The sequence below is a fragment of the Heyndrickxia coagulans 36D1 genome, from assembly GCF_000169195.2.
In the GTDB taxonomy this organism is placed as follows: Bacteria; Bacillota; Bacilli; order Bacillales; family Bacillaceae_C; genus Weizmannia; species Weizmannia faecalis.
On sequence record NC_016023.1, the window covers coordinates 3145718 to 3158249 of the forward strand.

Genomic DNA, 12532 nt, shown 5'->3' on the forward strand with positions numbered 1-12532 from the left:
TGCCGCATATAGTAGAGTGAGGGGGGATCAGTATGGAGCCGTCCATCACCGGACTAAAAGGGACAGATGCGGCGACAAAGCAGATGCTGCAAAGTGCTGTCAAACGCAAAAAAAAATTTGACCGCCTGCGGAAGCGGCATCTTGTTTTTCTTTGGACAAGCATGCTCTACACATGCGCTTGGGCTTACTATGTTTACAGGTCTTTTGAAAATGCCGGTTCCGTGTTCTCCGTTTTCTCCGGTATTTCTGAAAGCCCGTTTCACCTGTTTTTCCTGCTTGTGGCCGCTGCGCTTTGGGGCATGAGCAAAATCTTGTTTGACAAGCGGGAAAAGGCTGAAAAAGAATTTCATGCGCTCCGCTGCGAAATTATTGATAAAAGCAAAGATTTATGGAAAGGGGAAAGCTGGAAGGATCGCCACCTTGTATTCGAAATGATGCAAAAAGAGTTTGATATTAATTTATACCACGAGAACAAGTAGCCATTCACCGGAACAGGTACGGAGACTAAAAGCCGCCGAAAAAAAGAAGATGCCCCGGCATCTTCTAAAAAATTTTTTTTCTGTCTCTTTCTTCCATTAAAATTTGCGCGGCTTCGCGGAACCGCTGCGAGTGGACAATCTCCCGCTCCCTTAAAAAGCGGAGCCCGTCATTTAGGTCAGGGTCGTCACTTAAATTGATGATCCATTGATACGTAGCCCGCGCTTTTTCCTCGGCGGCAATGTCTTCATAAATATCGGCAATCGGATCCCCTTTTGCCTGGATATAGGTAGCTGTCCACGGGGCTCCTGCGGCATTATGATAATGGAGCGCTTTATCATGGTCCACATAATGCGCGTCAAGGCCGGCAGCAATCAATTGATCCGGTGTGGCATCTTTTGTTAATTTTAAGACCATCGTTGCAATCATTTCAAGATGGGCCAGTTCTTCCGTGCCGATATCATTTAAAAGCCCCATCACTTTATCTGGGATGGTGTAGCGCTGGTTCAAATACCGGAGCGCTGCCGCAAGCTCTCCGTCCGCTCCGCCGTACTGCTCGATTAAAAGTTTCGCAAGTCTCGGGTTACAGCTTGAGACCCGGACGGGATATTGCAATTTTTTCTCATAGATCCACATGTACGGTTTCCTCCTTTATTTGCTTATACCTGCCATGGCCACGGCGGCTCTTTCCACTGGAAAGGCGTTGGCGAATAGCTGTGCCCGAAATTTGTCAGCGGCCCGAACTGTTTTTCAAATGCTCTTTTGACTTTTTTCCTGGCATGGACAAAAGTGTTATACTGTTCGATCGCTGCCTGGTCATCGGGATGGGTATCCAAATAAAGGTTCAGTTCCACAAGTGCAAAATCAAGGGCCTGCAGTTCTTCAAGCCTTGTGTAATACTCTTTTGGCAGCTGCTTCAATCGTTTTCCTCCTTTGCCCGTTCATAAGGGCTGTAATACGGGTCATAAAGCGGCCTCCAAAGCGTCCCGCGCCTTAACGCTTCCTGCGGTGCAAATTGCGGAAGGTTCGGGGGCTGAAACCCTAAATACAAATTCGGCGGGGTGGAGTAAACTTTTTCGGTTATCGGCGGGCAGGGGTCAAACGGTCCGATAAAGGGATGATACGTTTTATAATGGTTTTTCATCTCAGTCCTCCTGACATTTAAAAGTCTTTTTCATTTTATGTGCGGTTCTCTCCCGCTATGTCAAAAACAATGCCGGAATGCTTTCTATCTGCCATGATTAAGATATAATACGGATAGGGATTGCAGAAAATTTCGTTTGTGCCGGCCAGCACCCGGCGGAACAGGAGCACTCGTGTATGTTTGCATTTTTATCGATTGCCTTTTTGCTTGGCATTGTTTTATTGATGTATATGCATTATGAAGCATCGTTAAATCGGCTCATCCGGCACCGGTTTTTGCTTGATGAGTATCCGGCCGGAGAGGAGCCGTGCACTTTTTTCTTTATTTCTGATATCCACCGGCGCAAAATTGATCCCAGGCTGGTCGAAGAGGCAACAGGAGAAGCACGATTTGCAATAATCGGGGGAGATTTGCTGGAAAAGGGGGTTCCGCTTTCCAGAACAGAGGAAAATTTGCGGTTGCTGAAAAAAATTGGCCCGGTATTTTTTGTGTGGGGAAATAATGATTATGAAGCGGACGGCGAAGCGCTCGCGACCGTTTTTGCCAGAACCGGCGTCCGCACGCTGCGCAACGCGGCGAATTTTGTATATGTAAACGGGAAAAAACGGATTGCGCTGATCGGCGTGGATGATTTGACGACGGAAAACGAAAATCTCGATGAAGCACTTCAATCGGTGCAGCCGGACGATCTCCGGATTTTAATCAGCCATAACCCGAAAATGATCCACCAGCTTCATGAATGGGACAATATCGATGTGATGCTGAGCGGCCATACGCACGGCGGGCAGATTCGTATTCTCGGCCTTAGCCGTTACAGGCGCGGCGGGGTGAGAAAAGTGCGCAATGTCATCCACCTCATAAGCAACGGTTACGGCACGACACTTGTTCCACTCAGGCTTTGTGCAAAACCGGAAGCCCATTTAATTACGATCGAAAGCAGCAGGCGGCCATCATGAACCATCTTTCCCCTTCCGCATACGATAAGGTAAGATCCGTATGCAGGGGGCGGAAATCAATGAAGCTGGAACGGATTTCATCCAATAAAATTAAATACTCCATTACGTTTGAAGAGTTATCGGAACGCGGTATTATGGAAAACGATCTCGACTCGCCCATTTGGAATCATTTATTTGAAGAAATGCTGGAGTTGGCGGATCAGGCTTACCATGTCGGCGAAAGCGATATGCTGACCATTGAAATCTATTCATTTAATGTCCAGGAATTGGTGTTTATTCTGACAGTGGGCGAAGCGGACGACGCGGATCCGGGCGAATGGGCGGATCCGGAAACGCTGGAACAGGAAGAAGCCTACTTTTTTCCATCGATTGAGGAAGTGATTGCGCTTGCGGGCTTTTTAAACCAGATCGGCCGGATTTCCGCGTGCAGCCTTTATATATTCGAAGACCAGTATTATTTGCTGCAAAAACCGGGAACACAAAATGCGCCGCTTATTCTTGAATACGGCGAGCGCGCCCGGATTTCCCCGTTTATGGTCCGGGAATACGGGATCGCGGTGTTTGAGGAAAATGCGCTTGCGGAACTCCTGAAGCATTTCCCGTAACCGTCCGCCATGTTTTTTCAGGTTTTCATCTGCTGGGGAAAGTTGTATACTAAATTTGATAGCAGATATTTCTTTCGTATCTAGGAGGTTTGCGATAATGGCAGCCGAAAAGGGCGCTGATCATCAAACAATGGAAGCAAGTCGAGATGTGCTGAAATCGACACAGACAATTATTCACGAAGCTCTTGAAAAGCTTGGATACCCTGAAGAAGTATACGAACTTTTAAAAGAGCCGGTCCGTATGTTAACGGTTAAAATTCCCGTCAGAATGGATGATGGTACGGTTAAGATTTTTACGGGGTATCGCGCGCAGCACAATGATGCTGTCGGCCCGACCAAAGGAGGCGTCCGGTTTCACCCGGATGTGACGGAAAATGAAGTGAAAGCCTTATCTATCTGGATGACGCTGAAATGCGGCATTGTGAATCTGCCGTATGGGGGAGGAAAAGGTGGCATTATCTGCGATCCGCGGAAAATGTCTTTCCGCGAGCTTGAGAATTTGAGCCGCGGCTATGTCCGGGCGATCAGCCAGATTGTCGGCCCAACGAAAGACATTCCGGCACCGGACGTGTTTACAAATTCGCAGATTATGGCCTGGATGATGGATGAGTATAGCCGGATTGACGAATTCAATTCGCCGGGCTTTATCACAGGAAAACCGCTTGTGCTTGGTGGTTCGCACGGCCGCGAATCCGCTACGGCCAAAGGGGTAACCATCTGCATCCGTGAAGCGGCCAGAAAAAAAGGGATTGATTTAAAAGGCGCCAGGGTTGTCATTCAGGGGTTCGGCAATGCCGGAAGTTTCCTTGCAAAATTTATGCATGATGCGGGCGCAAAAGTGATCGGCATATCCGACGCATACGGCGCGCTGCATGATCCGGAAGGCCTCGATATTGACTATTTGCTCGACCGCCGCGACAGTTTCGGGACGGTTACAACCCTGTTTAAAAATACGATTACGAACAAGGAATTGCTTGAACTGGATTGCGATATTCTCGTTCCGGCCGCCATTGAAAACCAAATTACAGAAGAAAACGCCCATAATATCCGGGCGAAAATCGTGGTGGAAGCAGCAAACGGTCCGACAACGCTTGAAGCAACCGAAATTTTAACCAACCGCGGCATTCTGCTCGTTCCGGATGTGCTCGCATCTGCAGGGGGCGTCACAGTTTCGTATTTTGAATGGGTACAAAATAACCAGGGGTATTACTGGACGGAGGAAGAAGTGGAAGAAAAGCTTGAAAAAGTGCTTGTCCAGGCGTTTAATACGGTCTACAATACTTCCCGCTCACGCCGGGTGAACATGCGGCTTGCCGCTTATATGATCGGTGTGAGAAGAGTGGCGGAAGCTTCGCGGTTCAGAGGCTGGATTTAGAGTTTCCGAAAGCCGGCTCCAGCTGGGCAGCAAACGGGGCTTTACAGGTTCAGAAGAAGGAAAGGCTGAAATCTCCTGTCGTGTTCACGGTGGGAGATTTTTAAATAAACGGATGAAAACGAAAAGGCAGATACGAAAAAAGGATGAGTGGACAAACATGCGAAAAGAAGATTGTATTATTATCGGCGGCGGCCCTTGCGGATTGGCTGCTGCAATCAGCCTGCAGGAAATCGGGAAACATCCGCTTATACTGGAAAAAGGAAATGTCGTCAATGCGATTTACCGGTATCCGACGCACCAGACTTTTTTCAGTTCAAGCGACCGGCTTGCAATTGGTGATGTGCCGTTTATTACCGAAAATTTAAAGCCGAAACGCAACCAAGCGCTTACATACTACCGTGAAGTGGCGAAACTGAAGGCCCTTCGCATCCACCGGTTTGAAGAAGCGCTCCGTGTCGAAAAGAAACGCGGAACCTTTTCCATTACGACGACAAAAGGCCAATATGAGACGCCTTATGTGGTCGTCGCAACCGGCTATTACGACAATCCGAACAGGCTGGATGTTCCGGGGGAAGATTTAAACAAAGTGTACCATTATTTTAAAGAAGCCCATCCGTTTTTTGACACCGATGTTTGTGTGATCGGCGGAAAAAACTCGGCTGTGGACGCTGCCATTGAGCTTCACAAGGCGGGTGCCCGTGTGACCGTGCTGTACCGCGGCGATCATTATTCCGAAAGCATTAAACCGTGGATATTGCCTGAATTTGATTCGCTTATCCGCCACGGGAAAGTGAAAATGGAATTTCAGGCGCACGTAAAAGAAATTAAAGAACAGAGCGTTGTATACGAAGCAGGCGGAGAAGTGAAAGAGATCCGGAATGATTTTGTATTTGCGATGGTCGGTTATCATCCGGATCATACGTTTTTGCGGAAAATGGGAGTGGACGTTGACCCGGAAACAGGCCGCCCGCATTACAACGAAGAGACAATGGAAACGAATGTTGAAGGGATTTTTATTGCGGGCGTGCTTGCTGCCGGAAACAATGCCAATGAGATTTTTATTGAAAACGGACGTTTCCATGGCGGTGTAATTGCCACAGCGATCAAAAACCGGGAGGCTCTCTTGCAAAAAGGAAATTAAAGGGTTTTTTCGGGGGGCAGTATTTCTTTTCCGGCTTTTTCATGTTACGATGAAAACAAATGACTTGGCACGGATCATTTGAGTTTTGCAAAAAGCGAGGTTTCGATATGCTTGTCCTTTTGTCAGCCGGCATCGCCCCCGGACTTGCCCTGCTATGCTATTTTTATTTGCGGGACCAGTTTGAGCCAGAGCCGATACTTGTTGTTGCAAAAGCGTTTTTATACGGTGCGCTTGTCACGCTGCCGGTTATGTTTTTGCAGTTTATCCTCGAACGGGAGCATCTCTTTTCGGGCAGCATCTGGCATGCTTTCCTCCATTCCGCTTTGCCGGAGGAACTTTGCAAGTGGCTGTGTTTGGCCGCTATTGTGTTTTTTAACCGGGAATTTGATGAACCTTTTGACGGCATCGTTTACGGCGTCAGCGTCTCGCTCGGATTTGCCACGCTCGAAAATATTTTATCGCTTTTTTCGGGCGGCGTTGACCTGGCGTTCGGGCGTGCGCTTCTTCCTGTATCAAGCCATGCCATTTTCGGTGTCATGATGGGCTTTTATATGGGAAAATCCAGATTCTCCCCGCGCAAAAAGTGCTGGTTCCTTTTTTCTTTTATGGTGCCGGTGATCCTGCACGGTTTTTACGACTGGATCATGCTCACCCAGCAAAAATGGCTGTATTTTATGGTACCGTTTATGCTCGGGCTTTGGTGGCTCGGCCTGAAAAAAGCAAAGCAGGCGCACAGCCTTTCTGCCAAACATTTTGCGCAGGATGCGGCAGGGACACAACAATTATGATAATGGGCAAAACAACCGGATCAATCGCCGGTTGTTTTTTTATGTCTTGCATAAAATTGCCGCCTTCTCCAGAAACTACGGATAATGCTTAAAGTTTTTGGGGGGTGCGGTATGATTGGAAAAAATCGCTTAAAATACATGTTGCTGCTTTGTGCCGTATTGGCCTTGTTTTCTTTTGGCACAAGCGGGACGGCCCGGGCGTTTTCGAATCAGGTGATTCAAAAAGGAGCGGTCGGGGATGATGTGATTGAACTGCAGGCGAGGCTGCAGTACATCGGTTACTATAAAGGAACGATTGACGGGGTGTTTGGTTACAGCACTTACTGGGCTTTAAGAAATTTCCAGAAGGCATACGGAATGCCTGTTGACGGCCTCGCCGGCCCGGGCGTCAAAGCGAAACTCGTCAAAGCGTCAAAATACGATGCGGCATACGTAAAGTCCATGGTTGCAAGCGGGAAAAAATTCACGTATTACGGCGGCACAAAAAAGCAGGCACCGAAAACGGCAGCCAAAAAACCCGTCCAAACCGCTACCAATGTGCCGAACGGATTTTCGCAAAACGATATTCGCCTTTTGTCGCAAGCGGTTTACGGGGAGGCGCGCGGCGAACCGTATGAAGGGCAGGTGGCCGTGGCGGCTGTTATTTTAAACCGTATTGACAGCCCGTCTTTTCCAAACACCATCTCGGGGGTGATTTTCGAACCGGGTGCGTTTACCTGTGTTTCCGACGGGCAGATCTGGCTTGCGCCGAATGATACGGCAAAAAAAGCCGTCCTCGATGCGATCAATGGCTGGGATCCGTCCGGTAATGCGCTGTATTATTTTAATCCGGCGACCGCAACAAGCAAGTGGATCTGGTCAAGGCCGCAAATCAAACGAATCGGCAAACATATTTTTTGTAAATAAGAGGGGGAAATGAATATGCTGAAACGGGCAATGATTGTTGTGCTTGCCCTCGGGCTTTGCGGGACTGCTGCCTGGGCATATAAAGAGCACCGTGAAAAAGAGGCGGTCTTGTTAAATGCAGAAAGCACGTATCAAAGGGCTTTTCATGACCTTGCATACAGAATGGACCTTTTGCATGATGAAATCGGAAACACCCTCGCCATGAACTCACGCAAGTCCCTTTCACCGGCACTGGCTGAAGTATGGCGCCTGACATCAGAAGCGCATGCGGATGTCGGCCAACTTCCGTTATCGCTTCTGCCTTTTCATAAAACGGAAGAATTTCTGACTAATATCGGGAATTTCAGCTACCGGACGGCGGTGCGCGATTTGGATAAAGAACCTCTATCCGATTAAGAGTATGCTTCACTGAAAAAACTGTACGGCCAGAGCGCGGATATCCAGGACCAGCTCCGGGGCGTGCAAAATAATGTTTTAAAGCACAATCTCCGCTGGATGGACGTGGAACGCGCCCTTGCCCAAGGAAAAGAAACGAAGGATAACACGATCATCGACGGCTTTAAGACGGTCGAAAGGACGGTCAAAGGCTATGACAATGCCGATTTGAACAGCCCGTCTTTTACGAGTTTCCAAAACCGCGATGACCATTATGAGCACCTGGAAGGAAAAATGATCAGCAAAAAACAGGCGGTCGCCACTGTAAAACAATACGCCGGACTCAAAACGGCCCGCCAGGCGGAAGCCAAACCGAATCAAAAAGGCGCCCGTTTTTCTTTTTACACCGTCCGTATAAAAGACAAAAACGGCAATGAAACAACCGCAGATGTGACGCGGAAAGGGGGATACCCGGTCTGGTTTTTCAACAAGCGTCCGGTGGGAAAGCAAAAAATCAGTTTAAACGAGGCCCAAAAGAAAGCGGCGGATTTTTTAAACCGGCACCATTTTGAGAAAATGGACATGTTTGAAAGCACACAATATGACAACGTCGGTGTTTTTTCTTTCGCTGCGAAACAGGGGAATGTCCGCATTTATCCGGAAACGGTCAAATTAAAAGTGGCGCTTGACAACGGCCAGGTGATCGGGTTTGTAGCGGATGATTTTCTGAAAAGCCATCAAAAAAGGGATATTCCAAAGCCCGCCATCAGCGAAAAAGAAGCAAGGTCCCGTGTGAATCCGAAGCTTGACATTATGGAAAGCCGCCTTGCGATCATGACCGGCGACATGAACCGGGAAGTGCTTTGTTATGAATTTCTCGGCGTGTTGCATGATGAAACGTACCGGATTTATATCAACGCGGAAAACGGCAACGAAGAAAAAGTGGAAAAGCTGAAAAACACGGAAAGAGCATACGGCAAGTCCATATGAGCATTGCCCGGCGTACAGCCGGGCCTTTTGGCAAAAAATGAAATGAAACGCGAAAAAAGAATACAAAACTGCCCAGCCTGTGTCATAATAAGATTGGAATCTATAAAAGGGGTTTGGGAAGATGTTAAAAGTCGGGCTGGAACTCACACTGGAAGATAAAGATACAGGTAAAAGATATAGATGTAAAATTGCGGATATAAAAGAGGATAAAATTTATATTGATTACCCGATCGACATGGAAACAAACCGGACCGTATTTTTGCTGCTCGGCCAGGGGCTGCTCGTTGATTTCGTTTCGGACGGCCAGATTCCTTACCGGTTTTCATCGAAAGTAACCGGCAGGGAACTCGGCAATATCCCGATGCTCATTTTATCCGCTCCTGATCCGGAAGATGTGCGCAAAATCCAGCGACGGCAGTATGTCAGGGTAGACGCCGCACTCGATATTGCCCTCACCTTTCCGGAATCCAATTTGAAAACAACGGCAGTTACAAAAGACATCAGTTCGGGCGGCTGTGCGGTCTATTTGCCTGATGATATCCGCCCAAGGGAGCATGAAACAGGAAAAGCGCTTCTTGTCCTGCCGCTAAAAGAAGGTTACCAATACTTACAGCTGCATTTTTCCGTCGTTAGGCTGTTTGAAACCGGCGGAAAAACAGGGGCCTCGCTCCAGTTTAAAAATACAAGCGCGAAAGAGAGGCAGTATATCCTGCGTTTTTGCTTCGAGCAGCAGCTTTTGCTCCGTAAAAAGGGGCTTTCCGGATAAAACTTGCATTTCATGGATAGGAGGATTCACCATTTTATGGTACACTATAAAAAGGGTGTATCCTTTTATCTGCCCAAAAAACGGGTATATGCAACAAGAGAGAATAGGGTGAAATCGTTGTATGAAAAAAATCAATATTGCCATCGACGGTCCTGCTGCTGCAGGGAAAAGCACGGCGGCGAAAAAAGTTGCCGAGCAGTTGCAATATATTTACATTGATACAGGGGCAATGTACCGGTCGCTTACTTATAAAGCGCTGCAGTACGGAACGGACCTTGAAGACGGCAATGCGCTTGCCGAACTTTTGTACAAGACAAATATCCGCCTGGAGCCGGGGGAAAACGGCCAGGTCGTTTTTGTCGACGGTGAAGACGTAACCGGCAAGATCAGGGAAAGGGAAGTGACGAGAGCAGTTTCGGCTGTTTCAAAACATGCCGTTGTCCGTGAAGAAATGGTCAAGCGACAGCGGATGCTCGCCCTTGGCGGCGGCGTTGTCATGGATGGCCGGGATATCGGGACAAAAGTATTGCCGGATGCCGAATTGAAGATTTTTTTGCTGGCCAGTGTCGATGAGCGCGCAAAACGGCGCCATGCCGAAAATGTTGCAAAAGGGATCCCTTCAGACCTCAGCCGTTTAAAACAGGAGATTGAGGAAAGGGACAGGCTGGATTCCGAACGGGAAGTTTCACCGCTCTCTAAAGCGGCGGACGCCGTAGAACTGGACACGACAAGCATGGATATTGATGAAGTTGCCGGAAAGATTCTTGCGATGGCAAAAGAAAAAATGGCACAGCAGCAATCGGCTTCTTTACTTGACAAAAAGTAAAAGATGTTAGAAATTTGATAGGAAAGCGTTTCTTTTTGAATTATACGAATTAATTTGAAAAGAACGGGTATATTCAATGGTAGTTGAAGCGCCGGATAAGGAGGAAGTACATATGTCAGACGAAATGAATGAAATAGAAGTACGGTCCCTTTCTGTAGGGGATAAAGTGAAAGCATCGGTTGTCAAAGTGGAGGAAAAGCAAGTGCTCGTTTCCATTGAAGGCAGCAAAGTGGACGGGATTATTCCGATCAGCGAGCTTTCCAATCTCCATATTGAAACCGCATCAGATGCCGTGAAAGAAGGGGACGAGCTGAATCTCGTCGTTACGAAAGTGGAAGAAGACGCCGTCATTCTTTCCAAACGGAAATATGATGCTGAAAAAGCCTGGGATGAGCTGAAGGAAAAATTTGAAAACCAGGAAATCATTGAAGCGGAAGTCAATGAAGTGGTAAAAGGCGGCCTTGTTGTCGATTTGGGTGTCCGCGGCTTTGTTCCTGCGTCCCTTGTCGAGGACCACTTTGTTGAAGACTTCTCCGACTATAAAGGGAAGACATTGCCCTTTTTGATCGTTGAACTGGACGAAGACAAAAACCGGTTGATTTTATCACACCGAGCTGTTGTGGAAAAAGAAAAAGAAGAAAAACGCCAGGATATCCTTGACCATCTCGAAGCAGGCCAGGTGCTGGAAGGGACCGTGCAAAGGCTGACGAGTTTCGGCGCTTTTGTCGATATCGGCGGAATTGACGGCCTTGTCCATATTTCCCAGCTTGCGCACGAACGGGTGGAAACGCCGTCCGATGTCGTCCAAGAAGGAGAGCAAGTCAAAGTGAAAGTGTTGTCGGTGGACCGGGACAACGGGCGGATTTCCTTGTCCATCAAGGATACGCTTCCGGGCCCTTGGGAAGGCATTGAACAGAAAGCGCCGAAAGGGACTGTCCTTACAGGAACGGTAAAACGCCTAGTTTCGTTCGGGGCGTTTGTAGAAGTATTCCCGGGCGTTGAAGGGCTTGTTCATATTTCACAAATTTCCCATAAGCATGTGTCCACCCCGCATGAAGTGTTAAGGGAAGGACAGGAAGTGCAGGTGAAAGTGCTCGATGTCAACGAACAGGCACACCGCTTGTCCTTAAGCATGAAAGAACTGGAACAGGCCGATACAGAAGCTTCTGATTATGACCTGCCTGAAGAAAATACCGGGTTCCAGCTCGGGGATATGATTGGGGACCAGTTGAAGAAATTTAAACAGTAAAAATGTCCGGATGGAATGGAAAAGCTGAGCGGCGCCCGGGTTGCCGGTGCCGCTCAGCTTTTTTGCGCTTTGTCTTTTCTATAAACCGTTTTCTTTACTGCCGTTTGCGTGCTGCGTCAGCGCTTTCGAGGCGGGTTGCCCCTCCGTAATGGAGCGCTTGGTCACGGTCGCTTTCTACACGCCCGCTTTGGCGCAGTTTTTTCTCCTGGCGGTCTTTTCCCATTGCCCATTCACCCCCGCTTGTAGTATGCCTGAAAAAAGCGAAAAACTTGCGGTTAACCCGGTGCAATCTTTCCCATAATGGAGATAAAGGAGGGTGCACCGTGGAAGGAGCATTTTTTTTGGGGGTGATGTGGGCGGTATGGATTTGGGCGACATTTTTGCTGGAAAGGGATCACCCTTTGCGGTTTCCGGCAGCACTGGTTGCTTTGCTGGTTTTGATTGCCTTTCCGCATCAAGCGGCGGTGGGCCGTCTTGATATGAGCTGGGCGCTCATCGTCATTATGGCTGCCGGTTATGGGTACTTCGGCAGATTTTCGAAATGGGCACTTTTGGTCCGGCTCGCCGGCGTCTTCATCGTAATGACAGGTTATGCAGGCCTGTTGTTATTTGAACTGTACGATCCGGTCTGGACGTTTGCCTGGCGTACCATTTGCTATAGCCTGTTTTTGTTTATCCTTGTCCATTTGCTTTTTCGCTCAAAAATGGATGCCGTTGCCGCTGCACTCACCGGTACGGCACAAGGGGAAATCCTGTATGCGCTCGTGCTTGCAAAATGGGATTTCCATATTACGGCAGGATCTGCGGCATATCTCGATATCGCCGGGCTTTTTCTCCTCTACGCGTGCGGCTGGCATTTCATCGATACCGCCTTGAATCTCATCTCAGAAAGAGCGGCAAAAAAGGAAAAGCCAGGATGAATTACGGCATATTG

General features: G+C 48.3%; 15 protein-coding genes and 1 pseudogene. 12 read left to right on the forward strand and 4 right to left on the reverse strand.

Features of this window, described 5'->3' with window-relative positions; all coding sequences use genetic code 11:
- Nucleotides 1-32: 32 nt before the first annotated feature.
- Entirely contained in the window at nt 33-479 is a 447-nt protein-coding gene (locus BCOA_RS32290) for a YpbF family protein (protein WP_014098134.1), read from the forward strand.
- A gap of 64 nt (nt 480-543) precedes the next feature.
- On the opposite strand, the gene BCOA_RS32295 is transcribed toward BCOA_RS32290, so the two are convergent.
- From BCOA_RS32295 to BCOA_RS32305, 3 genes are read right to left on the reverse strand one after another with little or no spacing between them, the layout of a single operon-like run.
- Nucleotides 544-1113: a manganese catalase family protein gene (locus tag BCOA_RS32295; RefSeq protein ID WP_014098135.1), complete on the reverse strand. Its 570-nt coding sequence runs from the start codon at nt 1111-1113 to the stop codon at nt 544-546.
- 23 nt (nt 1114-1136) lie between these two features.
- Nucleotides 1137-1397: a spore coat protein CotJB gene (locus BCOA_RS32300; protein WP_014098136.1), complete on the reverse strand. Its 261-nt coding sequence runs from the start codon at nt 1395-1397 to the stop codon at nt 1137-1139.
- The gene (locus tag BCOA_RS32305; RefSeq protein ID WP_014098137.1) at nt 1394-1621 is read right to left on the reverse strand and encodes a spore coat associated protein CotJA; all 228 of its coding nucleotides are present in this window, start codon (nt 1619-1621) and stop codon (nt 1394-1396) included. Before BCOA_RS32305 ends, BCOA_RS32300 begins: the two co-directional genes overlap by 4 nt.
- 176 nt (nt 1622-1797) lie before the next feature.
- On the opposite strand from BCOA_RS32305, the gene BCOA_RS32310 reads away from it, so the two are divergent.
- The 10 genes and pseudogenes from BCOA_RS32310 to rpsA all read left to right on the forward strand — a co-directional run bounded on the left by BCOA_RS32310 (nt 1798) and on the right by rpsA (nt 11598).
- A complete protein-coding gene (locus BCOA_RS32310; RefSeq protein WP_014098138.1) occupies nt 1798-2577 on the forward strand; it encodes a metallophosphoesterase in 780 nt (259 codons plus the stop codon).
- Nucleotides 2578-2636: 59 nt separating this feature from the next.
- Nucleotides 2637-3182: an adaptor protein MecA gene (locus tag BCOA_RS32315; RefSeq protein WP_017550477.1), complete on the forward strand. Its 546-nt coding sequence runs from the start codon at nt 2637-2639 to the stop codon at nt 3180-3182.
- A 97-nt stretch (nt 3183-3279) separates the two neighbouring features.
- A complete protein-coding gene (locus tag BCOA_RS32320) occupies nt 3280-4557 on the forward strand; it encodes a Glu/Leu/Phe/Val family dehydrogenase (RefSeq protein WP_014098140.1) in 1278 nt (425 codons plus the stop codon).
- A gap of 157 nt (nt 4558-4714) precedes the next feature.
- Nucleotides 4715-5698, forward strand: coding sequence for a YpdA family putative bacillithiol disulfide reductase (locus tag BCOA_RS32325; RefSeq protein ID WP_014098141.1), 984 nt, complete (start codon nt 4715-4717; stop codon nt 5696-5698).
- A 107-nt stretch (nt 5699-5805) separates the two neighbouring features.
- On the forward strand, nt 5806-6486 hold the full coding sequence (prsW, locus tag BCOA_RS32330; protein ID WP_014098142.1) for a glutamic-type intramembrane protease PrsW: 681 nt from the start codon (nt 5806-5808) through the stop codon (nt 6484-6486).
- 111 nt (nt 6487-6597) lie between these two features.
- Complete coding sequence (gene sleB / locus BCOA_RS32335; protein WP_014098143.1) at nt 6598-7392, forward strand: spore cortex-lytic enzyme; 795 nt, start codon at nt 6598-6600, stop codon at nt 7390-7392.
- A gap of 15 nt (nt 7393-7407) precedes the next feature.
- Nucleotides 7408-8757, forward strand: a pseudogene (gene ypeB, locus BCOA_RS32340) (germination protein YpeB).
- A gap of 121 nt (nt 8758-8878) precedes the next feature.
- Nucleotides 8879-9523, forward strand: a complete 645-nt coding sequence (locus tag BCOA_RS32345; protein ID WP_014098146.1) for a flagellar brake protein — start codon at nt 8879-8881, stop codon at nt 9521-9523.
- A gap of 121 nt (nt 9524-9644) precedes the next feature.
- Nucleotides 9645-10349, forward strand: coding sequence for a (d)CMP kinase (gene cmk, locus BCOA_RS32350; RefSeq protein ID WP_014098147.1), 705 nt, complete (start codon nt 9645-9647; stop codon nt 10347-10349).
- A gap of 112 nt (nt 10350-10461) precedes the next feature.
- Nucleotides 10462-11598: a 30S ribosomal protein S1 gene (gene rpsA / locus BCOA_RS32355; protein WP_014098148.1), complete on the forward strand. Its 1137-nt coding sequence runs from the start codon at nt 10462-10464 to the stop codon at nt 11596-11598.
- A 94-nt stretch (nt 11599-11692) separates the two neighbouring features.
- On the opposite strand, the gene BCOA_RS34875 is transcribed toward rpsA, so the two are convergent.
- Entirely contained in the window at nt 11693-11821 is a 129-nt protein-coding gene (locus BCOA_RS34875) for a YpzI family protein (protein ID WP_014098149.1), read from the reverse strand.
- Between the two features lie 100 nt (nt 11822-11921).
- Between BCOA_RS34875 and BCOA_RS32360 the strand changes: the two genes are divergently transcribed.
- On the forward strand, nt 11922-12518 hold the full coding sequence (locus BCOA_RS32360; RefSeq protein WP_014098150.1) for a YphA family membrane protein: 597 nt from the start codon (nt 11922-11924) through the stop codon (nt 12516-12518).
- Nucleotides 12519-12532: the final 14 nt, after the last annotated feature.

Excerpts from the sequence above, each read along its gene's own strand:
- BCOA_RS32310 (WP_014098138.1), top strand. The coding sequence starts at position 1,798 with ATGTTTGCATTTTTATCGATTGCCTTTTTGCTTGGCATTGTTTTATTG.
- prsW (WP_014098142.1), top strand. The coding sequence starts at position 5,806 with ATGCTTGTCCTTTTGTCAGCCGGCATCGCCCCCGGACTTGCCCTGCTA.
- BCOA_RS32295 (WP_014098135.1), bottom strand. The coding sequence starts at position 1,113 with ATGTGGATCTATGAGAAAAAATTGCAATATCCCGTCCGGGTCTCAAGC.
- BCOA_RS34875 (WP_014098149.1), bottom strand. The coding sequence starts at position 11,821 with ATGGGAAAAGACCGCCAGGAGAAAAAACTGCGCCAAAGCGGGCGTGTA.
- cmk (WP_014098147.1), top strand. The coding sequence starts at position 9,645 with ATGAAAAAAATCAATATTGCCATCGACGGTCCTGCTGCTGCAGGGAAA.
- BCOA_RS32315 (WP_017550477.1), top strand. The coding sequence starts at position 2,637 with ATGAAGCTGGAACGGATTTCATCCAATAAAATTAAATACTCCATTACG.
- rpsA (WP_014098148.1), top strand. The coding sequence starts at position 10,462 with ATGTCAGACGAAATGAATGAAATAGAAGTACGGTCCCTTTCTGTAGGG.
- BCOA_RS32290 (WP_014098134.1), top strand. The coding sequence starts at position 33 with ATGGAGCCGTCCATCACCGGACTAAAAGGGACAGATGCGGCGACAAAG.
- BCOA_RS32320 (WP_014098140.1), top strand. The coding sequence starts at position 3,280 with ATGGCAGCCGAAAAGGGCGCTGATCATCAAACAATGGAAGCAAGTCGA.
- sleB (WP_014098143.1), top strand. The coding sequence starts at position 6,598 with ATGATTGGAAAAAATCGCTTAAAATACATGTTGCTGCTTTGTGCCGTA.
- BCOA_RS32305 (WP_014098137.1), bottom strand. The coding sequence starts at position 1,621 with ATGAAAAACCATTATAAAACGTATCATCCCTTTATCGGACCGTTTGAC.
- BCOA_RS32325 (WP_014098141.1), top strand. The coding sequence starts at position 4,715 with ATGCGAAAAGAAGATTGTATTATTATCGGCGGCGGCCCTTGCGGATTG.
- BCOA_RS32345 (WP_014098146.1), top strand. The coding sequence starts at position 8,879 with ATGTTAAAAGTCGGGCTGGAACTCACACTGGAAGATAAAGATACAGGT.